The following is a 21,594-nucleotide window of genomic DNA, read 5'->3' as shown; positions in this document are numbered from 1 at the left end:
CCTTAGTTCTCTGCACCGAGACGGTCTCGATTTTGAACGATGAGAGATCCTTCGTTGGAGATAAATCGATATTTACGGGAGCCGCTGCCGAACTTCCAGTTGCGTTCGGAGACCTGTTTGCCGTTCCCGAGATCCTCGACACGGAAGGAAAATCCGTCCTTGCCGCTTCCGGCTATATCAGCATCCAGATCGCCGGGAACGGTCAGGAGAAAGGTTCCGTCGTTGGTCTGGCCGGCAATTGAGGTGAAATCACCATCCATACGGATGTTGCCATCCAGTGTTTTAGCTATCAGGTCACCGCGAAAACCGATGATCCTGACGTTGCCGTCGGCGTTTGAAACGTTGAGTTTACCGTCCGAATCGCGAATGTCAATGCTCTGATCGCCGCCGGTAACCTGCAGCTCGCCTGAAACACCGTCGAGCCTGATCGTGCCGTTGGCATCGATCTTGAGGTTGGTTTTGCGCGGAACAAAGATCTCGATGCGTACGGGGCGCGATCCGTCAAAATATCCGTCACGAGCCTCATCCGAGGGATTGATGACCGTAATATTGACGGCTGATTCGCTGTGCTCGTCCTTGAGCGTGACCGGCTGGCGATTCCGCGCATCGGTAAACTGTGTGACGTTGTATTGAACTTCCTGTTTGTCCCAACCGCGGACCGTTACCGAGCAGCCTTTGCCCTGCACGGTCACTTTCGGCACACCCTTTACCGGAAATGAATTGCTCTTCTTTTCTACCCGCGGCAGCGTCGGAAAGAAACTTGCTTCGGCCATCCGCGCCATTGCGTCACGCTGCGCGTTCTGGGCATCACGCATACGGTCACGCATCTCATCGGATCTCATCAGATCTGCCGTCTTCGCGAGGGCGTCCGCCGTTACGACCATGGCTTCGGCGTTGATCTTATCCAGAACCGGCTGAATATTCTTCAGCTCAGCCTGTGCGTCAGCTATTGCTTTCTCGGCGACATTTGCCGAGACTGCGGCGGAAACCTTTGCCGATTCCTTGGCAGCCTTGGCGATCTGCTGGTTCATTTTTGCCGTGTCAAGCGATACGACAGCCGCTACACCGGCCATCCAATCCTCTTCGTCCTTATCCTTTTGCTGGAGAAGGTTGGTCGCCGGGCTCAGCGATCTGCCATCACTCTTGCGTCCGACAGAAAGGGCTCCGTTGACGCTCTCTAAACGGATCTGGACATCACCGCTGCCGAGTTTGCCATAGAGGTCGCGGCCGACGTATTTTCCTTTTCGCACCGGCAGCCCAAAATCGTTGCTGATAGCTCCGTTGAGCGATTCTGCCTTGACCGTGGCATTCGAGTCCGATGGGATCGTGAGATTGACGCGCCCGTTCACCGTTTCTAGCGAAATCTTGCTGCCCGTTTCGAGCCGGTCAAAATCAGCCTTGACCTCGCCGTTAACGGTCGAGAGCTTTGCCGTGCCGCGGAGATTGGTCGCATTGACCGATCCGTTGACGGCTGAGACAACGGTCAGGTTCACAAAATCAGAAACCGTGACAGATCCGTTGACCGTCTCAACTTCATTGAGCACCGCCCCTCTCGGAACCATCAGGCGAAACTCGACGTTGAGCTTGCCGCCGTTACGCCAACGTTCGCCGCTGTCCTTGCCCTTCCAGTCGTAATCGGTCTCGACGCTGAAATAATCCTGCCGCGATTCGATGCGTACTTCGACATCAGCGAGCCGTTCTTTGGAATCGGCGATCTTCGTATATTCGAGCTTAACCTCGCTGCGATCCCATGCCTCTATCGTGATCGAGCCGTTGACGTTCGAGATATTGACGCGGCCGTTCGCGTTCAGCGGATAAGACTTCTCAAACTTCTCGGTCTCATCAACCGCCGGACTAACTGCGGCCGGGGCTGTCTCTAATCGGTTTTCCGGCGTCGAAACGACAGTACCCTGCGATGTGTAAACCAAACCGGCGAAAAGTATCGTAAATAACCAACTCATAATTGCGTCTCCTAACAAAAACTGTTCGGGATGATAATGAATAATTTCCCGTATCTATGAGCAAAACACCGGCCGACTGGGATTTATGACAAATTAATTTGAAAAAATTTTACCGATCGATCCCGCCGGAATGCACAATGGCCATGCTAGACTTTTCGGGTTACTGCCACTCGGCCCGTTCGCACCGTTTTGAACGGGCATTTTCGCCTTCCATATGGTAGCATTTACGTTTTCGTTTTCCCTGGAAAACGCGATCACCAATGCGCCGTCAAACGGTATTGGGAATTACCGTGTTTGATGCGTAATGCAAGGCGCAAAACACAGGTTTGATGATGGAAAGTGAGACCCTAAAACCTCAAATGCTTATTTCCGACGATATACATCACTCGATCGCCGATGCCGACGACATCGAAGAGGTCTGGGATGACAGTATTGCGGTCGGCGATGTCGTACAAAATCTCCTTCATCACCCCGGCCAGATCATAACGCGTTGGAACTGGAAGGCTGCGCTGATGGGGGCCGTTCTGAGAGCCTCCTTTTATTTTACTGTCTATCAGGCGAGCCGTCAGAGTTGGCTCGTGACGCTTACTGCAGTTCTTGTCGAACTTTTTTTCCGCTTTATCACGACCGGAATGTCCGGTGCGGTCGTCCAATCGTTCCGTAAAGCAAAACCATTTTGGCTCGCTAATCTCATAGTTTCCATCGTGCTTCCGGCGTTCAGCCACGCGGTGGAATTCGTGACGCATTACGCCCAGGAGCGATATTTCTTTGACGTCTTCGGAGCTTCGGACAACAGCGTCGCCCGGCAGAGGGCTTTTGCGATCTCAGTGCTGTTCTCAGTTCTTTCCGCCCTCTTTAATCTCTTCGCCATGAAGCACGGCGTACTGCTCGTCGGTGCCGGCGAAGAGACTAGATCGCTCAAGGACGATATTAAGATGCTGCCGCGAATGGTTGGTGAATTTACCGCCTATTTGCCGGTACAGATCGCTAAATTCCTCGAAGAAGGAAAGATCATTAAGGCGTTGATCCCTTTCCTCGGTTTTGGATTTGCGGTCGGTACGATCCTCGGCACGGTTCGCTGGAAATGGCAGTGGGCATGGACGACGACGCTCGGTTCGTGGGCACTACTCACCTTAGCGGTCGTCATTACGCTCGTCGCGAGGTACATCCTCAAACGCAAAGGCACGATGTATCGCAAACGCTATTAACCTTCCCCTTTTTTAATGCTCGAACTCGTTTTTGCAAATTTGAGGGTCCGCCCGTTTCGCACGATTATTAGCGTGGTCGGCGTTGCTCTCGGCGTTGTGCTGGTCGTGATGTTCACGGGCCTCGCTCGCGGAATGACGCAGGACCTGGCGAAACGCGCGTCGAACTGGAAGGCCGAGATCGTCTTCACGCGACCGGGCGGAATGGACACGATGAGTTCGCACGCGTCGGTCAACATGGGCTATGTCCCCAAACTGCTCGAGATCGACGGCGTGGCGGCCACGTTGCCGATGTACAGATATGTTTCGTCGGATTCGAAAGGAACCTGGGGTTTCAGACAGATCGATGGCGTGGAATGGGAGCCGTTCTCAAAAATGAACGACATCCAGGCGGTCGAAGGCCGTGGCCCAGTCGCCAACGATGAACTCATTATCGATCAACGCCAACTGACCGACGAGAAACTAAAGATCGGCGATCCATATAGTCTCTTTGGCAGAACTTACAAGATCGTCGGCGTTTTCTCGCCGCCCTCAGGTGCCCGCATCAAAATGTCGCTCAAAGCAATGCAGGAAGCTCTGCAGAGCGACAAATGCACTTACATTCTAGTCAAGGTCAAAGACGGAGCCGATCCCGCAGCGGTCGCGGCAAAGATCGACGAGGTCCTGCCCGGCAACAAGGTCAGCCTGACCCGCGACATCGTCATCGACGCTCAGGAACGCATTCCGAACCTGAATACCTTTCTAAAAGTCCTCGTCGGCCTTGGTGCTCTGGTCAGCACGATCTTCGTCCTGCTCTCGATGTACACGACCATCACCGAACGCCGTAAAGAGATCGGCATTCTAAAATCGCTCGGTGCGTCGAAAGGATTCATCATCAAGACCATCGAGGGCGAAGCCTTTATCATCGGCATCCTCGGCCTCATCTTCGGCTTTGCCGCAGCCTTTCTCGCCGCCTACATCGTCGGATCGCAATTTAACCTCACCTTCGAATTCACCCGCGGCTGGATGCTAACGGCGGTCGCCATCGCCATCGGCGGCAGCCTCTTCGGGTCTCTGTATCCGGCGTGGCGTGCTGCGGGGATCGATCCGGTTGAGGTTATGGTGAATGAATAGATCAAAACATTTTTACCGCAGATAAACGCAAATAGACGCCGATAAGATCTTCTCTTGATCGGCGTCTATTTGCGTTTATCTGCGGTAAAAACACCTCTCTAAATTCTTCAAAATTTAATTTGTCTTTGATGTATAGATGGATTATTCTATTCCTATTGTTTCACACATGAAACATTATTTAATACCAAATGTCACACCTCGCCCTTGTCAAAACTCTTTCGCATTTACAGGAAGAGCAGCGGCATGTCGAGGAGATCGAGGTCGAAGGGTTTGGGCTGTCGGTGGTTCGCGGGTCGGTGACTGAGATCTCGGGCGAGCCGAGCAGCGGGAAAACGAGCTTTGCCCTTTCCCTGCTCGCAAAACTCACAGCCGACGGCGAAGTCTGTGCAGCAGTCGATGCGGCTGGTGGATTTGATCCGTGCACGGCAACGCAGGCCGGCGTAAAGCTCGAAAATCTGCTCTGGATACGCTGCAGCGGCGACATCGAAAAAACATTCATGGCCGCCGACTATCTGGTGCAGGCAAAGGGCTTCGGAGCGATCTGGCTCAATCTGTGCGGCCTGTCGAAGGACAAACTCCGCATGGTGCCAAAAACATACTGGTACCGCTATCGCACGCGAATAAAGGAAACGCCGACCGTCATGCTCGTCACCTCGCACGACGCCGCAACCGCATCTGCATCGCAGGGAGCCTTTGTTTTCTCTCGAGCAAAAACAGAATGGTCAGGCAGCGGAAAATTCAAACTGCTTCGTGAGTTCCATATAAAAACGCACTCACGAAAAACATTCCAAAGCCCCAAATTTTTAACGAGGATAGAGATGGATTATTCGGAGGTCTAGTACTTCGAAAGCTTCCTAAGCCATCGAAGATGGAAAGATGCCTAAACTCTACGCATGCATCATTTCGCCCGACAGTTCGCGGGACAAAGCTGCCCTTGTCGGCCTGGCGAGGCAATTTGCGCATACGATCGAGGTGATCGAGGACGGGATCTTATTCGACGTCAGCGGCCTCGAGCGGCTGATCGGCAAGCCTGATCGCGTAGCCCAAAAGATACTCGGGCAGATGCAAAAACAAGATGTCGCAGGCAATGTTGCTGTCGCGGACACAGTTGATACGGCGATGCTTCTAGCACGTTGCACAAGCCCGCGCGTAAGCAAGGGCGATACATCCAACGTCCGCAAATCGCCCCTGCTTACGCGCGGGCTTGTGCAGCCCAATATATTTGAGCAACTGCCGCTCGCCGATCTTGAGATCGAACGCGACACGCTCAATGTCTTTAACGAACTCGGCATCCGCACCGTAAAAGATCTGCTCGCCGTGCCGCATAACGATCTCGTCGGCCGTTACGGCAGATCTTTCCAAGACGTGATCGACGTGCTTGAGCAAAAAGGCCGCTCGTTCGTCACGCCGAATATCAAGGAAAACTCGGCGGCGTGGAAATTTGATCTCGACAGTGCGGTCGAGGATTTTGAGCAGTTGATATTTGTGGTCAACCACGGCCTGGAAAGGCTTTTTGCCGAGGTCAGCCATCACGGATTCAGCACCGAGCAGCTCGACATTTCATTTCGCTTATCGAACAAAGGAACGCGTGATTACGAGATAAAAACATCGTTCCCAACACTCGAACGCGTCTTCTGGCTCAAGCTCATAAACCTGCGAATTTCGCTCGACCCGCCGGAGGCGACGATCGTCGGTGTGAGCGTGGTTTCGCATTTCACCAAACCGAGACCTGATCAACGCGGCCTCTACGCCGTCTCACGGCCCGAGCCTGAAAGCCTTTTGCTAACCGTAAACAAGCTCAAAAAACTCGTCGGCGAAGATAATGTCGGCGTCCCGGTCCTGCTAAACCAACGCCTCGCGATGCCGTTCAAACTCGATGCGGAAGCGATGCCAGATGTCAGGAGAGAGACCGGCAGCGACCGGGCTCTTTCGGCGGAAAATAAATCGGGCACTATCGCCCTCACCTATTTCCGCCCGCCGGTCCGAGCCGAGGTTCTGGTACGCGAGGGTCGTCTGGTTTTTGTAAAAACCCACCTTTTCAGTGGCCACGTTATTAAATACAGCGGCATGTGGCGGGCAAATTCACATTGGTGGGACAGATCCTGGCGAACCCATGAATGGGATATCGAGCTAGAAAACAACGGCGTCTATCGGCTCTGCAAGGTGGATAAAGAGTGGTTTGTGTCGGGGGAATACGACTAGTTGCCGGGAACGCAGGCTGCCAGCCTGCATTTCAAAATAAACGCAGGCTGGCAGCCTGCGTTCCGAATATGTTCTGCGAACTTCACACACGCTCCGCGTTCAGCTTTCTATCCTCCGGCTCACAGCCGCAGAGGCTGGCGCAGCGTGCGGCGGAACTAGGAATGAGTGCCGCAGCGTTGATCGACCGCGACACGGTCGCCGGAGCGGTGCGTTTTTATTTCGAGGCAAAAGAGCATGGAATAAAGCCGATCATCGGTTCCGAGATCACGATGGACGACGGCAGCCTTTTGCCGCTCATTCCGATGACGCTCAAAGGCTATCAAAACCTCAGCAGGCTGATCACCGACATAAAACTCCGTAACAAAAAAGGCGAGCATTTCGCGACGCGAAAAGATATTGAGAAATTTTCCGAAGACTTGTTGTGCTTTACCGGCGGTGCGGATGGTTTTGTACACAAAAGCATCAAAAATGGCACGGGACAGCACGATCTCGGCTGGCTTAATCATGTATTTCCGGGTCGTCTTTATGTCGAGCTGCAACGCCATCACATACGCCACGAGGAAAATATAAATCAGCATCTACGCGGACTCGCCGCAAAGTTTCGACTCGACTGCTTTGCCAGCAACGGAGCCTATTTCGCCGACGAACATGACCGCGAGCTTTTTGACGTTTTTACCTGCATCAAAAATCACACAACTATATACGAAGCAGGAAAACTGCTTTCTGAAAATAGTGAACGATATCTAAAGAGCCACAAACAAATGCTCGCCCTCTTTGAGGACTTTCCTGAAGCAGTTGATATAACCGCAGAAATTGCCGAACGTGTCCAGTTCTCGATGGACGAGCTTCGATACAACTTTCCTGACTTCCCCATATCGTCAGGCGAAACAATGGAGGCTTGTCTTCGGGCAAAAACGATAGAGCGATCTTATGAACGATATAGACATGAACCCTGGTCGATAAGAAGCCAGGTAACATCGCGGCTCGAAAAAGAGTTCAACATCATCGAAATGAAAAAGCTGTCTGGTTATTTTCTGACAGTTTCTGATATCGCAGATTTTTGTGTAAGGGAAAAGATCTTGGCACAAGGTCGTGGCTCAGCCGCTAATTCGGTCGTCTGCTATTCCCTCGGAATAACCGCTGTCGAACCAATACAGAACAAACTGCTGTTTGCACGCTTTCTCTCTGAGAAATATGAGCAATATCCGGATATCGACATCGATCTTCCTTCGGGAGACGATCGCGAAAAGGTGATCCAGCACGTTTATCAAAAATATACCCGCACCGGTGCCGGCATGACGGCAAACGTCATCAGTTACAGAGGCAAATCAGCGGTCCGCGAGGTTGGTAAAACATTCGGCTTTGGCCCGGAGGTCCTCAAAAAACTCTCAAAGCTTAATTCTCACTACGAAACCTTCAAAGGCAAAGAACTTGACCGGCGATTAAAGGAAGAAGAATTTGACGCGTCAACCGATCTGGCTTTGAGAAAATTTGCCGATCTTTATCAGCGAATTTTAGATTTTCCGCGACATCTCGGCCAGCATTCCGGCGGGATGGTCGTTTCATGGGAAAGGCTTGACGGAATAGTGCCGCTCGAACCGGCCTCGATGCCGGGCCGAACGATCATCCAATGGGATAAAGATGACTGCGATGCTCTGCAGATAGTAAAAATAGACCTTTTAGGTTTGGGAATGATGGCGGTTTTAAGAGACACCATCGAGCTGATCGACAAGCATCATGGAAAGAGACTCGATCTGTACAAGATCTCAAAAAATGACGACAAGGTCTTTGAAGCTCTGCAAAACGCCGATACGGTCGGCATGTTTCAGGTCGAAAGCCGTGCTCAGATCGCGTTCCTTCCGAAATCCAAACCAAAAGTGTTTTATGACATCGTGGTCCAGGTCGCGATCATTCGCCCCGGCCCGATAGTCGGAAAAATGCTGCACACGTATCTCAATCGACGTCAGGGATTGGAAAAGGTCGATTACATTCATCCCTCGTTAGAGCCTACTCTCAAGCGAACTTTAGGTGTTCCGCTTTTTCAAGAGCAGCTCTTGAAGATCGCGATGGACGTAGCCGGATTTACCGGTTCGGAAGCTGAAGAATTGCGTAAAGCCATGGGGTTCAAACGCCCTGACATAAAGCTCGATCTGATCGGCGAAAAACTGCGAGCCGGGATGACCGAAAGGAATATACCTGAGGTTATTCAAGAAAACATCGTCGCCTGCGTAAAGGCTTTCTCAAACTACGGTTTTCCTGAATCTCACGCATTCAGCTTTGCCCTGCTCGCTTACGCATCGGCCTATTTCATGGTTCATTACCGAGCCGAATTCATGACGGCGATGTTCAATAACTATCCGCTCGGATTTTATTCTGCGGCAACTCTGGTAAAAGATGCCCAGCGGCACGGGCTGCATTTCCGCCCGCTGGATATAAATAAGTCGCAGTATGAATTCACCGTCGAGGAAGACGATGTGCGCGTGGGGTTGAAATACATACGTGGGTTGAGGGCGGAAGTCGGGAGAAAGATCGTTGCGGAACGCAGGCTGCCAGCCTGCGAGTTTGCGGCGGACACGCAGGCTGGCAGCCTGCGTTCCGGCGAATATACAAGCATCGCCGACCTCATCGACCGTGTTCCTGAGATAAATAAACGTGAAATAAGAGCTTTAAGCATCGCCGGAGCTTTGAATTTTGATAATACGATTCACCGTCGCCAGGCTTTGTGGGAATCGGAACTCGCGATCCAGCCGCAGGGCGATCTCTTTAATCACGGATCGCGGATTGCGGATCGCGGATTTACTAATTCTGATTCAGAAAACTCCGCGAGAAGGGAAAAATCTCCTAACAACACAGAATCCGCAATCCGCATTCCGCATTCCGCATTCCTAACCCGCCTTGAAGGCCTCGAACTGGTCGATGCCGATCTACGCAAAACCGGAATCTCTATCGGCAAACATCCGATGGCTTTTTTCCGTGAGGATCTGAACCGTCGCGGCATTTTATCTGCTCAGCAAACGCTCAACCTCAAAAAAGGCCAGGTCGTTTCGTCGGCTGGAGCGGTCATCATCCGCCAGCGGCCGATGTCGGCTAATAATGTTGTTTTTATAACGCTTGAGGACGAGACAGGCTTTTCGAATTTTGTCGTGATGCCGGATAAATTCGAAGAATACCGTGCGGTGATCAATCAGAGTAATTATCTGATCATTAGAGGCATATTCGAGGAACGCGGAATGTTAAAGGCGATCCATTTCACTCCGCTGACAGAAGCGAAGACAGAAGTTGTGGCTCACAACTTCAGATGAGTTATGAACGTACTATCCGAACAGTCCATCGATATCTCGCGAACCGTGCAGCAAACGTACAAGTTCGACCGAGTCGTCGTCAGCCAGATAAAAGAGGAGATAGGCTTCAAATCTCTTGACCGGCCAGATACGAAGGGTGAGGCCATTCATATTCTTAAAAGCCTTGACCCTGCCTATCAACGGCATTCTCGAAAGTTGCTCAAGGCTGTCTTCAACCGCGACGAGGAAGGAGATACCGATATCAAGGTTTTCCTCAGCGATGTAAACGAAGCACTCCTCGATGTCGCGTTCAGCCTGTGGGCGTTTAAAGATGGGACGAGTCATCACTTGATCTTGGCCTGCAAACGCTTGAGCCCTCGTTCTTTTATCGCCTCAAAATCTTTTTTCGTCAAAGGCGTTGGATCTCCGCTCTTTAAGCCTTCGACCAGAAGGTCTTCCAACCTTCTTTCGCGACGCTCGTGCATATATCGGCGAACCAGATCGCGAAAGAACTCACTCGTATTTCCGTACCCTTCATTGGCGATGATCTCGTCAACGTCCTGTTTCATCGAATGAGGAAGCGAAATGTTTATTGTGGATATTGATGACATAGTCGAATGATAGCGAATCAAACAACATTTGGCAATAGATGGCAAAGAATAGAACACACGATGATCATGCGATCGCCCTGGTCGATTGCAACAACTTCTACGCTTCGTGCGAGCGGGTGGTCAATCCTGAGCTGCTCACGCGGCCTGTCGTTGTTCTTTCGCATAACGACGGGATAATTATTTCGCGGAGCAATGAGGTAAAGGCTTTGGGTGTGCCGATGGTGGCGCCTTTGTTTCAGTATCGTGATCTGCTTGAGCGAAATAATACGGCGATAATCTCCGCGAACCACGCACTTTATTACGAATTCTCCCACCGCGTGATGAACGTCCTCACCGAAGACATCGGTGCCGAAAAGCTTGAGCTTTATTCCATTGATGAAGCGTTTATCGACGCCGGCGTTCCCGACAAACTCTCGTACCTCGGCACCCATATCAAAAACAAGATCCTCGAGATCACAAAGATCCCGGTTTCCGTCGGCGTCGCCCGCACCAAAACCCTGGCAAAGCTCGCGAACAATATTGCGAAAAAATCTGCTAAGGCGAACGGTGTTTTGGACCTATATGATTCGCCGTACACAGATCTGGCGCTTAAAAAGACGGCGGTTGGGAGCATTTGGGGAGTCGGGCCGCGTTCGGCGGTGCATTTGGAAGGCCGTGGGATCAAAACGGCTTTTCAATTGAAGAATTCCGATCCCGAAATGGTCCGCGGACTGCTGAACCAGTTCGGCGCTCGAACGGTTCTGGAGCTAAACGGCACGAAATGCCTCTCGATGGAGGTCACCGAGCGTGATAACAAATCGATCGCTCACACACGCACCTTCGGCCAGCCGCTGAGCGATCTCGCGGAACTGAAGAACGCCATTTTATACTTCACAACGCGTGCGTTAGAGAAAATGCGTTGGAATGGGCTCGCTACCAAGACCGTTTCGGTCTTTCTGCAGACAGATCGCTTTCGCCCCGTGCCTGCGATGTATTTCAAAACGCACGCGTATAAGTCCGTCTATCATTCCGACGTGACGAGCGAGATCTATGGATGGGTCGAGACCTGTCTGGACAAGGTTTTCGTGCCCGGTTATCAGTACAGAAAAGCCGGAGTGATCCTCAGCGATCTCACGCAGACCGGACGCATTTCAAATCGCCTCTTCGAACGCCGCGATTTCGAACGGCGGCATGTTCTGAGCAAGATAATCGACGAAGTAAACTTCCGCTACGGCCGCGACGTCCTCCGTTTCGCCGCTCTCGAAGACAAAGGCGGCTGGCAAGGCAAAAGCGAACACCGCGGCAACGACACATACCATCACGTCGGCCGCGATACGCTTGGGCAAGGGAAAGTTTTTAGTAAATCTGTGAGGTTTTTGTAGACTTGAGGAAAGCCCCTGATAGAATTTGATTAAATATGTCTTACTTGAGGGTTCTATTCGTATTATCATTTGCCTTTTTCGGGTGTGCGTCACCAGATAACATTCCGATGGAAACAAACAGGGCCGTTAGTAATAGCAGTCCGGTAAGTTCGTACACACCGGAAGCTGCTGGACCCCGGCTGAAGGATGAAAAGACAAAAAGGGTGAATCTTGCTGACTCCACGATGGAAATTCGCGATTCCATGAGGGCCATCAAAATTCTCCCGCTTGACTCTAGTGTCTGGGAGTTCAAAAACGATGAGATGACCGTCACTATCGAGCAAGGGTATTATAATGGTCCGTTAGAAAAGGATTACGGGGATTTGGACTACCTAGAATTTCAGAAAGTGGTCGACGGAGAGGAATGTAAGATTACTACCCTTAAATTTGCAGATGCTTCGGAATATAAGGAGCCTAAGAAACAGTTCAATGTGAACGCTCGGTTTAAGGAATCGCCGCGTGTCGGTAACCCGGTCTCTATATTTATCATCTACCAGAATGCAGAATCAAAACAAATTGCACTCGATATGATAGATTCGGTACGATTTACTTCTCAACCGAAAAAACCGTGAAGCCATCACATCATCTATGATCTTTTCCCAAATATCGTCATCCCGATCCCCAAAATGATCATAATTCCGGCTACCAGCAATCGCGTCGAGAAAGTTTCCGCCAAAAACACAATTCCGCCGACCGCAGCGATGACTGGGACGGATAATTGCAGGACGGCGGCGCGGGTGGCGGTGTGGAATTTTAGGGCGGTGTACCAGATCGTGTAGCCTACGCCTGAGGCGACTGCTCCGGAGAGGATGGCGAGGATGATTCCGCGGCTGGAGAGATGTATTTGGGGATAAAAAACGGCCGCGACGACTGCGATCATGGGCAAAGATCGGACGAAATTGCCCATTGTGTCTGCCAAAGGGTCCTTGCTGCCTCTGCCGCGAAGCGAATATGCTCCCCACGCGGTCCCGGCGGCTGCCATCAGTGCGGAATTAAGTAAAGGCGGCGACGTTAGGCCCGGAAACACCAGATAAACAAGCCCGCCGACCGCGATAACCAGCCCGAGCCACTCCAAAACCTTCGGCCGCTCGCCCCGAACCAGCGAAACCGCGATCATCGTCATCTGCACCGACCCAAACAAGATCAACGCCCCTGTTCCCGTGGTTAAACCTAAGTAAGCGAACGAAAAACAAACCGCATAAGCAAACAAAAAGAACGCCGAAAGCCAGTTTCCGCTCTGCAGAAGACCGCTGCCCCCTGGCACAAGCCCGCGCGTAAGCAAGGGCGAATCCTCCGACTCGCGTAATTCGCCCTTGCTTACGCGCGGGCTTGTGCCACGGCTACGAACAGCAACCAACGCCAAAAGCATAACCGCACCCGCCAACAGCCGGATCGAAGTAAAACTCGCCGCATCGATCTCATCCTTCCCCAAAGCCATTCGGCACAGGATCGAGTTGAACGCGAACGCAAAAAGCGCGCAGCTTGTGTAGAAAAAACCATTCAAAATCATTTTCAACGCAACGACGCTAAGCTGCAAAGACGCAAAGGAAGAATATGAAATAATCCTTTGCGTCTTTGCTTCTTCGCGACTTTGCGTTAAATCTCCCCGTTTCTTCTCCTATTCTCCTCCACTCCCTTTCTCCCCGTCTTTCTTCTCCGGCCTCATGTGCGGGAACAAAATAACATCGCGGATCGAGTGTTTGTTGGTCAGGAGCATGACCAGGCGGTCGATTCCGATGCCGATGCCAGCGGCGGGCGGCATTCCGTAGCTTAGGGCACGGATGTAATCTTCGTCGAGAACCATCGCTTCCTCGTCGCCGCGTTCGCGCTCGGACATTTGATCCACAAAACGCTCGTATTGTTCCTTCGGATCGTTCAATTCAGAGAATCCATTGGCGACTTCCATTCCGTTTATAAACAATTCGAACCGCTCCGCGATATTTGGATCCTCCGGCGAAGCTTTCGAGAGCGGGGAGATTGATTTTGGGTAATCAACAATGAAAGTTGGTTGAATCAGCGTCGATTCAACATGTTCTTCGAACGATGCGAGAAGTTCTGCGGCCGAGTCAGAACCACCTGCGGTAGCTGGTGGTTGAACTGTGTCGTTCTGCATGTCGGTTGTGGTCGGCTGACTTAAACCACCCGCTACCGCAGGTGGTACTGACAGATCAGCGACCGCATCTCTCATCGAAGTTCTCTTGAAGTTCGTGAAATCTATCTCATTCTCACCATATTTCACCACCAAACTGCCGTCATTTGCCTTAGCGACGGCGTCTTTTATCATGGTTTCGGCGAGATCCATCATGCCGTTGACGTCCATGTAGGCGACGTAGAATTCGAGCATGGTGAATTCCGGGTTATGACGCTGCGAAAGGCCTTCGTTGCGGAAGTTTCGGTTTAGTTCATAAACTTTCTCGAACCCGCCGACGACCAGACGCTTTAAATAAAGCTCCGGAGCGACGCGTGCGTAAAGCGGGATGTCCAAAGCGTTATGATGCGTCTCAAAAGGCTTCGCCGCGGCTCCCGTAGCCTTCGGCGTGAGCATCGGCGTCTCGACCTCGATAAAGCCGGAGTCGTCGAGAAAGCGTCGAAGGCCGGAAACAAGTTTTGCACGCCGCTCAAAAACCTCGCGGGTCGTTAAACCGTCATGTTCGACCTGCAGCGTTGTCGCAATTAGATCCGCGTAACGAAAACGCCGCTGCAATTCCGGATCGGCGATGCCGTGCATTTTGTCAGGCATCGGCAGCATCGCTTTGGCCAGGAACTGGAGCTTTTCGACATGCACGCTGAGTTCGCCGGTGTTTGTGATGAATAAATATCCTTCGGCACCGACAAAATCTCCGTGATCAAGCAATTGCCACGCGTTCCAACCGTTTTCCTCGTCGAGCGTGTCGTTTCCGTCATTCAAAACAAGCGCGAGCGGGCCTTTTTTGTTGCAATAGATCTGCAGCTTATTGATTCCGTCCGTAAGATGAACAAAATTCCCCCGCGTCGGCGTTGTCAGCCTGCCGGAGATGCGTACGCTGCCAAAAGCTTTTAATCTCTCATTCAATGCATCTTTCAACTCCGCCGGCGGCCGCTCACGTTCAGCGAGAGTCGCGACGACAGCTTTTATCTCGTCAACGATCTCGACGACCGGTGCGTAGGCTTTTAAATTCGTGATCGTGTCTTCCACGCCGGAGATCTTGCTCCGCACGAACTTATTCGGATAAACGTTACCAACCAACGCCTTCAACGCAGCAAGCGAAGCCTTGCGCGCCTCGACCTGATCGTTCGGCTCAATGATCTCGTCAAATGATGGAATGCTCATACTTTACTTTCGAAGTTCCGCTAAATTGATAACAAAATTCTTTCCCTGAATATAAGGATCTGGGCCTATAAGTGCTTCGTCGCCGACGAAAGAAACGGTATTAAATGACGTTCCAACCGTGTCATCAAAATCGTCGTCATGATAGATCACTTTCTCAAAAACAAGCTTTTGATCCTTATCAAAAACTTTCGCAACGGCGCCCATGCGGGGAAAAAATGGTCGCGGCCAGAGTCTTTTCTCGTAAACGTTTACTGTCCACGCGCCGTCCGGACTTTGAGAGGAGGCTCTTAAACGTGGAATAAAACCCATACTGCCTGTAACTAGAACGAGGCAGTAAATAACGCCGATCAAAATCGGTGTCAATATCAGAATCCATCGCTTATTTATCGGTAAATACATGATAAAGAGCTAAAAAGGAGCCCGAAGATTCGAACTCTTGATTATAGTTAACCACCGCGACCACGGCAAACTTCTTGCAAATATGGCAAAATGAATGTACCGCAGGAGAACGTGTGCGAAGGGCGTCGATGCCCCCGCGATATGTTTTCTGCGGATAGGTGTGTTTATGGTGGATGTGTTCGATAAATTGTTGGCGGAAATAAAGGGCGGCACGCGTGTGGTGAGCCTGAGCGGAATGACCTCGGTCTCGTCGAAGGCATTTGTGCTCGCAAAACTGCGCGCGGAAACCGGAAAGACCTTCGCGGTCGTGACGGAATCGAACACTTCGCTTGAGGAGTGGAATTCGGACCTCGATTTCTTTTCATCTGAGATCTCAGATCTGAGATCTCAGATAATCGTCCTGCCATCATTCGAAGCAGATCCATACTCAGGCGTTTCGCCCCACGCGGAAACGCAGGAACGCCGTGCACTTGGGCTGTGGCAGTTAAAGAATCATAAGAGCGAATTCGTTCTGCTTTCCGCCCGCTCGATGATCCAGCGAACCGTTTCGCCGGACGAGATCGCTGCTTTGGGCTGTGTTTTGATCCGCGACAAAGATTTTGCCCCCGAAACGCTGATCGAGCGTCTGTTTGCGGGCGGATATGTTCGCGAGGAACCCATCTTCGGTCCGGGACAGCTTTCGGTTCGCGGCGGAATTGTCGATGTGTGGTCCCCGGACGCTGATTCGCCTGTGCGTGTGGAGTTTTTTGGCGATACGGTGGAATCGATCCGTTCGTTCGATCCCGAAACGCAGCTTTCGACGGGGCAATTAAAAGAGATCGCTATCGCTCCGATGCGAGAGTTTGCTGCGTCGGTGCAGGATTTTAAGGATTGGGCATTTTTTGCACGCGACCGGTTCTCGGATGGTAAATTCGCCCGCGGATTAAAGGACCGTACAGATTTTGCGGAGCAAGGCGAAACTTTTTCAGGCTGGGAATTTTTAATTCCAGCATCAAAACCACTCACCGCAACAATTTTCGACCATCTTCCCGACTGCATCTTCGTCATCGACGAACCGACCGCGATCGAACACAGCCTGACCGGGCTGTACGATCATATTGATAACAGTTACAGAGCGACGATAGATTCCGGTGAAGTCGGGCTTGCTCCTGACGAGCTTTTCTTAACGCCTGACCAACTCCGCAAAAAGTTGGAAAGTACAACGAGTCTCGAGATGCGTGCGTTGGGCCGAATCGCCGCTGAAACGGACGAACAGTTTCAGCTCGGGTCAGAACCGGGAGCGATAGCTACTGGGTTTCCTGATAGCGGTGAAAAGAGCCCAGTCGCGATCGCTCCCGGTTCTGCCCCTCGGAAACCGATCTTTTTGTTTTCATCCGCTTCGAAAGCAACCGAGATCGAGTTGCGATCCCGTTCGACGCAGAAGTTTCACGGGAATATCCAGCAATTCGTTATCGAACTGGGATCGGCAGCAAAATTCAAATCGGCGAAAGGCCGAACCGAGATCATTATCCAAACGCCGGGAATGGCCGAGCGTTTGGAAGAGATCCTTCGCGAATACGACGCGACGCTCGCGGGCGATTCGATCAGGATCGGAACTGTTTCCGGCGGTTTTGAGCTGCCGGCGTTCGACCTGACGGTTTATACCGAGGGCGATATTTTTGGCGAGGTGACGCAGGGCGAGTTTCGTCCGGCGAAGGAACCGGCGAAGCGTTCGAAGAGCAAACTCGGCGCGTTCATCTCCGATTTTCGCGATCTCAAGACTGGCGATCTCGTAGTTCACATCGATCACGGCATCGGCCGATTTGACGGTTTGCAGACAATAGCGTCCGCAGGAACGGAACGTGAGTTCATGCTGCTCATCTACTCGGACAATGCAAAATTGTTCGTGCCGGTGGAGCGTATGGATCTCGTCTCGCGGTATTCGTCGGGCGAGACTACGACCGCGACACTCGACCGCCTCGGCGGCCTTGGCTGGCAGAAAACTAAAGCGAAAGCCAAACGCGCGATGCGTGACATGGCTGACGAACTGCTCAAGCTTTACGCCGAACGCAAACTCGTCACCGGGCACGCCTTTCCGCCCGACGCACCTTGGCAGCATGAGTTTGAGGACGCATTTCCTTTCGATCTGACCGTCGATCAGGCCGCTGCGATCGAGGACGTCAAGACCGACATGGAAACGCCGACCCCGATGGATCGCCTCATCATCGGCGACGTTGGATACGGCAAAACCGAGGTTGCGATGCGTGCAGCGTTCAAGGCCGTGATGGACGGCAAACAGGCCGCGATCCTGACGCCAACGACCGTGCTTGCGTATCAGCATTTCGAGAGTTTTAAGAAGAGATTTGCGGCGTTTCCCGTAAAGATCGATCTGCTGTCGCGTTTTCGTTCGTCTAAGGAACAGAAAGCAGTGTCCGAAGCAGCAGGCAAAGGCGAGGTTGATGTTCTGATCGGTACACACCGAATTCTGTCGACCGATGTAAAACTGCCAAAACTCGGCCTCGTTGTCATCGACGAAGAGCAGCGTTTCGGTGTCGGGCATAAGGAAAAGCTGAAGCAGCTAAAGAAAAAGGTCGACGTTCTCACGCTTTCGGCGACGCCGATTCCGCGTACGTTGAATATGTCTTTGCTCGGCATGCGTGACATGTCCGTGATCGAAACGCCGCCGCGGGATCGTCTGGCGATCAACACGCAGGTCGTGCAGTTCTCCGAGAACGTTATTCGTTCCGCGATCGAGCTCGAACTCGCCCGCAACGGCCAGGTGTTTTTTATTCATAACCGGGTTGAGTCAATCGAAGCCATCGCCGCTCTCATCAAAAAGATCGTCCCCGCCGCCCGCGTTGCCATCGGCCACGGGCAGATGAACGAGAAGGAAATGGAAGAGGTGATGCTCGATTTCGTCGATTTCAAATACGACATCCTCGTCGCAACGACCATCATCGAAAACGGGATCGACATCTCGCGTGCGAACACCATAATCATTAACCGAGCCGACAATTACGGCCTGTCGCAGCTTTATCAGCTTCGCGGCCGCGTCGGCAGATCAAATCGCCGTGCTTATGCGTACTTGCTGATCCCAAGTGAGATCGAGCTAACGCCGATCGCGAGACGACGTTTGAGTGCGATCCGCGAATTCTCGGACCTCGGAGCGGGATTCAGACTTGCGGCTTTGGATCTTGAATTGCGAGGAGCCGGAAATATTCTCGGGGGCCAGCAATCGGGACACCTCGATGCTCTCGGCTTCGATCTTTACACGAAAATGCTCGAACGTACGATCGGCGAGATCCGCGGCGATGAGATCTCGGACGAGACGAGCGTTTCGATCAATCTGGGTATCGATGTCGCTATTCCGAAGGATTACATTTCGGATACGAGCCAGCGCCTCAGAACTTACAAACGCATCTCCTCCGCCGAGACCGAGGACGAACTCACGACTATCCACGCCGAGATCGAGGACCGCTACGGACGTATTCCGCGTTCGGTCGATAACCTTTTCGCATACGGCCGCCTCAGGAAACTAGCCGAACGCATGGCCATTGTCTCGATCGACCGCACGGCTGACGGCATCGCGATAAAACTCGGCGAATCGGCCCGCGTTTCGCCAGAGAAGCTGATGCAGTATTTATCTGAGAATGAAGAATCGAATTTCTCACCGAGCGGCATTTTAAGAATTCCGGTGAAAACAGCAGATCCGATCAAATCGGCCTCTGAATGCCTGACAGCGATCAGATCGTGATCATTCGGTGCAGTCGTTAAAATCGGAGCCATCGCAGATGAAGAGCGACGGGGCGTATTCGCGGGTTTGACGGCGGACGTTATCCCAAACGGGCGAATGCAGATATTTTTGCTTGGTCCATCCTAGTTTCGCTCGGTTTTTCCAGACGAATTCGTACGCGTCCTTTTCGTCCTTGCCCAGCAGGTGTCTCGCTTCGTGGAGTAAGATCGCCGCTCGTTCGGTCTCATCGACCGGATAAGTAAAGAAATCCGGGTAAAGCGTCATTATCTCGAACGGGAAATTCGTCGCGGCAAATGCATTTTCCTTCGGGATCATGGAATTGAACCAACTATCGCTTGCCCGATAGACCGTATACCGGTCAAGCATCATTGCCTCCGTCTCGAAGCCCTGTGACCGGATGATGTTGATCGAATCGCGAACAGTAGCCTTCTGATCGAACGTAAGCGACCTGGACGTGCCGATCAGCGAAAGGTAAAAGCCGATCAGGAGGGCGAAGCACACCGCGATGCAGATCACAACGCGAGTTAGGATCGAAGGCTTTCGCGCGACGCCGCCGGTGATCGTTGTCGCATTTTCGCCGAAAACAGCCTCACAGCGAACGCATTCTGAGGCGTCCGCGTAGTTCACGAGACGGCAATTGGGACATTTTTTGTTCATCAGAAGATCGTTGGGAGGCCGCAGAGACCTGCATTTTTTAAAAACGACTAATCAGGCAGTATTCCTGTTATCGGTGCTTTCGCGGCTCGCAATAAACCCGCCGCCCGGTTTCTGCATCATACCCACGTTTGCGCAAAACGTCATTGGGTAATATTATTTCCCCTTACGGCCAATAGGAGTTTTTTTTGATGAAATATTTAAGGCAGCTATTTTTTGTATCGCTCGCAGCTCTGATGCTGAGCATTCCGGTATTCTCGCAGGAAACGCAAACGAAGGTTGTTGACGAGGTCGTCGCACAGGTAAATGACGGCGTTATAACGCTCTCGCGCGTAAAACGCGAGTCGAGGGGCATTGTCGACAGCTACGTGCAGGAAGGCAAATCTCGCGAAGACGCGCAAAAGTTGGTTGACGAAAAGCAGGGCGAGTTGATCGCAAGTTTGATCAACGAAGAACTCCTCGTACAGAAAGCCAAGGAAAACGGTTTGGACAGTAATATCGAGGCGAGCCTCAATCAGCGGTTCCGCGAGATCATGAAGCAATACGATCTGAAAACCGTTGAGGAGTTGTATGCCCAGATGGAAAAAAGCGGCGTCGATCCGAAACAGATCCGTGAGGACTGGAGAAAACAGGCGACCCGCGACCGCGTTATCGAGAAAGAAGTCCAGATGAAGGTTTACTGGGCGGCAAACGGTAAGGAATTAAAAGACTATTTTGAAAAGAACAAGTCCAAATTCACGACGCCCGAGACCGTTTCTTTCAGTGAGATCTTCTTAGGGTTTGCCGGCCGCGACGAGAAAACGGTCCGTGAAAAGGCGAAAGAGATCGCGGCTCAGCTGAAAGCCGGCGGAAACTGGGACAAGATCGCTAAAGAAACCTCTGATCCCGGCGTGATCACCAACGGTACCGGAAAGGCCGAAAAACTTAAGGTAAAAGACCTTGTCGAAGTTATCTCAAAACCGATCGCGGGCCTCAAAACCGGAGAATACACTTCACCGTTCGACGTTGAGCAGCTCGGTGTCGTGATCCTTCGCATCGATGAACGTCAGCAAGCGAGTTCGGAATCGGTCTTCGACGAGAATGCCGTAAGAATGGCGATAATGAGTGAGAAGGTTCCCGATGAACAAAAGCGTTTTATGGCCAAACTTCGCGAGAATTCGTACATCAAGATCGCCGACGCTTATCGCCCGCTCGTTGCACCGATCCTTTTCGCCGATGAACGAAAGGACAAGCCAACAAAGTAACGTACGATCACTTAGGAAATAGAAAAGGGCCGGAAGATTCAATTCCGGCCCTTTCTTATTTGATCAGTTCGTTGATCGCGTTCTCGAATATCTCAACCCGGCGTTTCGCCCGTTTAACCTCGGGATGTTCCAGGCCGTAGCTTCGAAGGAGCCTCGCTTGTTCGGTTTCGAGTGAAGCTTTTTTAACGAACAGCTTGCCGACCCCAAGTGTCAGCTTTGCGGCTTCCGATGGCTTTGTGGCAAGGATCCGGGCAGTAGACCGTTCTAAGGCCGAAAGCTCAAACCGAAGATCGAGCAGCTTCGGGTTGGCTTCAGTATAGTCCGCCGAAACGGCTTCCAGATCTGCCTGAACCTCCGTCTTTCGAACGAGCACCTCAGCATAGGCAGCAGAGGAGCGGATCGCTGTATTATCGCCGGCCTGGCCAAGACAAAATGCGGGAAAGATCAGCAGGGCCGCTATGATGATAGATCGCATAAACGC

General features: G+C 52.0%; 17 protein-coding genes. 9 read left to right on the top strand and 8 right to left on the bottom strand.

Going from position 1 to position 21,594, the window contains the following annotated elements:
- Nucleotides 1-2: 2 nt before the first annotated feature.
- Complete coding sequence (locus tag IPG22_15240) at nucleotides 3-1,961, bottom strand: DUF4097 family beta strand repeat protein (GenBank protein MBK6589641.1); 1,959 nt, start codon at nucleotides 1,959-1,961, stop codon at nucleotides 3-5.
- A gap of 332 nt (nucleotides 1,962-2,293) precedes the next feature.
- On the opposite strand from IPG22_15240, the gene IPG22_15235 reads away from it, so the two are divergent.
- The 5 genes from IPG22_15235 (at nucleotide 2,294) to IPG22_15215 (ending at nucleotide 9,783) form a co-directional block, all read left to right on the top strand.
- Nucleotides 2,294-3,169 carry a hypothetical protein gene (locus IPG22_15235; GenBank protein MBK6589640.1) on the top strand — a complete coding sequence of 292 codons (876 nt, stop codon included), beginning with the start codon at nucleotides 2,294-2,296 and terminating at the stop codon, nucleotides 3,167-3,169.
- Between the two features lie 15 nt (nucleotides 3,170-3,184).
- A complete protein-coding gene (locus IPG22_15230; GenBank protein ID MBK6589639.1) occupies nucleotides 3,185-4,279 on the top strand; it encodes an ABC transporter permease in 1,095 nt (364 codons plus the stop codon).
- A 188-nt stretch (nucleotides 4,280-4,467) separates the two neighbouring features.
- A complete protein-coding gene (locus IPG22_15225; protein MBK6589638.1) occupies nucleotides 4,468-5,118 on the top strand; it encodes a hypothetical protein in 651 nt (216 codons plus the stop codon).
- Between the two features lie 37 nt (nucleotides 5,119-5,155).
- Complete coding sequence (locus IPG22_15220; GenBank protein ID MBK6589637.1) at nucleotides 5,156-6,481, top strand: hypothetical protein; 1,326 nt, start codon at nucleotides 5,156-5,158, stop codon at nucleotides 6,479-6,481.
- 68 nt (nucleotides 6,482-6,549) lie between these two features.
- The gene (locus tag IPG22_15215; GenBank protein MBK6589636.1) at nucleotides 6,550-9,783 is read left to right on the top strand and encodes an error-prone DNA polymerase; all 3,234 of its coding nucleotides are present in this window, start codon (nucleotides 6,550-6,552) and stop codon (nucleotides 9,781-9,783) included.
- 12 nt (nucleotides 9,784-9,795) lie between these two features.
- On the opposite strand, the gene IPG22_15210 is transcribed toward IPG22_15215, so the two are convergent.
- Both IPG22_15210 and IPG22_15205 read right to left on the bottom strand, forming a co-directional pair.
- Entirely contained in the window at nucleotides 9,796-10,107 is a 312-nt protein-coding gene (locus tag IPG22_15210) for a type II toxin-antitoxin system RelE/ParE family toxin (protein MBK6589635.1), read from the bottom strand.
- A complete protein-coding gene (locus tag IPG22_15205; GenBank protein ID MBK6589634.1) occupies nucleotides 10,107-10,373 on the bottom strand; it encodes a type II toxin-antitoxin system ParD family antitoxin in 267 nt (88 codons plus the stop codon). The genes IPG22_15210 and IPG22_15205 overlap by 1 nt, the downstream gene beginning before the upstream one ends.
- Nucleotides 10,374-10,411: 38 nt before the next feature.
- On the opposite strand from IPG22_15205, the gene IPG22_15200 reads away from it, so the two are divergent.
- The gene (locus IPG22_15200) at nucleotides 10,412-11,734 is read left to right on the top strand and encodes a Y-family DNA polymerase (GenBank protein ID MBK6589633.1); all 1,323 of its coding nucleotides are present in this window, start codon (nucleotides 10,412-10,414) and stop codon (nucleotides 11,732-11,734) included.
- A 107-nt stretch (nucleotides 11,735-11,841) separates the two neighbouring features.
- The gene (locus IPG22_15195) at nucleotides 11,842-12,345 is read left to right on the top strand and encodes a hypothetical protein (protein ID MBK6589632.1); all 504 of its coding nucleotides are present in this window, start codon (nucleotides 11,842-11,844) and stop codon (nucleotides 12,343-12,345) included.
- A gap of 14 nt (nucleotides 12,346-12,359) precedes the next feature.
- Here IPG22_15195 and IPG22_15190 read toward each other — a convergent pair whose 3' ends face one another.
- The 3 genes from IPG22_15190 to IPG22_15180 all read right to left on the bottom strand — a co-directional run bounded on the left by IPG22_15190 (nucleotide 12,360) and on the right by IPG22_15180 (nucleotide 15,434).
- Nucleotides 12,360-13,283: a DMT family transporter gene (locus tag IPG22_15190; GenBank protein MBK6589631.1), complete on the bottom strand. Its 924-nt coding sequence runs from the start codon at nucleotides 13,281-13,283 to the stop codon at nucleotides 12,360-12,362.
- Nucleotides 13,284-13,391: 108 nt separating this feature from the next.
- Nucleotides 13,392-15,083, bottom strand: coding sequence for a lysine--tRNA ligase (lysS, locus tag IPG22_15185; GenBank protein MBK6589630.1), 1,692 nt, complete (start codon nucleotides 15,081-15,083; stop codon nucleotides 13,392-13,394).
- Between the two features lie 3 nt (nucleotides 15,084-15,086).
- Nucleotides 15,087-15,434, bottom strand: a complete 348-nt coding sequence (locus IPG22_15180; GenBank protein MBK6589629.1) for a hypothetical protein — start codon at nucleotides 15,432-15,434, stop codon at nucleotides 15,087-15,089.
- 142 nt (nucleotides 15,435-15,576) lie between these two features.
- On the opposite strand from IPG22_15180, the gene mfd reads away from it, so the two are divergent.
- On the top strand, nucleotides 15,577-19,215 hold the full coding sequence (gene mfd, locus IPG22_15175) for a transcription-repair coupling factor (protein ID MBK6589628.1): 3,639 nt from the start codon (nucleotides 15,577-15,579) through the stop codon (nucleotides 19,213-19,215).
- On the opposite strand, the gene IPG22_15170 is transcribed toward mfd, so the two are convergent.
- Nucleotides 19,216-19,872 carry a hypothetical protein gene (locus tag IPG22_15170; GenBank protein MBK6589627.1) on the bottom strand — a complete coding sequence of 219 codons (657 nt, stop codon included), beginning with the start codon at nucleotides 19,870-19,872 and terminating at the stop codon, nucleotides 19,216-19,218.
- A gap of 188 nt (nucleotides 19,873-20,060) precedes the next feature.
- Between IPG22_15170 and IPG22_15165 the strand changes: the two genes are divergently transcribed.
- Complete coding sequence (locus IPG22_15165; protein ID MBK6589626.1) at nucleotides 20,061-21,113, top strand: peptidyl-prolyl cis-trans isomerase; 1,053 nt, start codon at nucleotides 20,061-20,063, stop codon at nucleotides 21,111-21,113.
- A gap of 55 nt (nucleotides 21,114-21,168) precedes the next feature.
- Here IPG22_15165 and IPG22_15160 read toward each other — a convergent pair whose 3' ends face one another.
- Nucleotides 21,169-21,588 carry a hypothetical protein gene (locus IPG22_15160; protein MBK6589625.1) on the bottom strand — a complete coding sequence of 140 codons (420 nt, stop codon included), beginning with the start codon at nucleotides 21,586-21,588 and terminating at the stop codon, nucleotides 21,169-21,171.
- Nucleotides 21,589-21,594 lie beyond the last annotated feature (6 nt).

The sequence above is a fragment of the Acidobacteriota bacterium genome, assembly GCA_016703965.1.
Taxonomy (GTDB): Bacteria; Acidobacteriota; Blastocatellia; order Pyrinomonadales; family Pyrinomonadaceae; genus OLB17.
The sequence above is the reverse complement of the archived record's forward strand: the minus strand, read 5'-3'. Positions and strand labels throughout refer to the sequence as shown.

Coding starts and splice junctions, on each gene's coding strand:
- IPG22_15240 (MBK6589641.1), bottom strand. CDS start 1,961: ATGAGTTGGTTATTTACGATACTTTTCGCCGGTTTGGTTTACACATCG.
- IPG22_15235 (MBK6589640.1), top strand. CDS start 2,294: ATGGAAAGTGAGACCCTAAAACCTCAAATGCTTATTTCCGACGATATA.
- IPG22_15230 (MBK6589639.1), top strand. CDS start 3,185: ATGCTCGAACTCGTTTTTGCAAATTTGAGGGTCCGCCCGTTTCGCACG.
- IPG22_15225 (MBK6589638.1), top strand. CDS start 4,468: ATGTCACACCTCGCCCTTGTCAAAACTCTTTCGCATTTACAGGAAGAG.
- IPG22_15220 (MBK6589637.1), top strand. CDS start 5,156: ATGCCTAAACTCTACGCATGCATCATTTCGCCCGACAGTTCGCGGGAC.
- IPG22_15215 (MBK6589636.1), top strand. CDS start 6,550: ATGTTCTGCGAACTTCACACACGCTCCGCGTTCAGCTTTCTATCCTCC.
- IPG22_15210 (MBK6589635.1), bottom strand. CDS start 10,107: ATGACTCGTCCCATCTTTAAACGCCCACAGGCTGAACGCGACATCGAG.
- IPG22_15205 (MBK6589634.1), bottom strand. CDS start 10,373: ATGTCATCAATATCCACAATAAACATTTCGCTTCCTCATTCGATGAAA.
- IPG22_15200 (MBK6589633.1), top strand. CDS start 10,412: ATGGCAAAGAATAGAACACACGATGATCATGCGATCGCCCTGGTCGAT.
- IPG22_15195 (MBK6589632.1), top strand. CDS start 11,842: ATGGAAACAAACAGGGCCGTTAGTAATAGCAGTCCGGTAAGTTCGTAC.
- IPG22_15190 (MBK6589631.1), bottom strand. CDS start 13,283: ATGATTTTGAATGGTTTTTTCTACACAAGCTGCGCGCTTTTTGCGTTC.
- lysS (MBK6589630.1), bottom strand. CDS start 15,083: ATGAGCATTCCATCATTTGACGAGATCATTGAGCCGAACGATCAGGTC.
- mfd (MBK6589628.1), top strand. CDS start 15,577: ATGTACCGCAGGAGAACGTGTGCGAAGGGCGTCGATGCCCCCGCGATA.
- IPG22_15170 (MBK6589627.1), bottom strand. CDS start 19,872: ATGAACAAAAAATGTCCCAATTGCCGTCTCGTGAACTACGCGGACGCC.
- IPG22_15165 (MBK6589626.1), top strand. CDS start 20,061: ATGAAATATTTAAGGCAGCTATTTTTTGTATCGCTCGCAGCTCTGATG.
- IPG22_15160 (MBK6589625.1), bottom strand. CDS start 21,588: ATGCGATCTATCATCATAGCGGCCCTGCTGATCTTTCCCGCATTTTGT.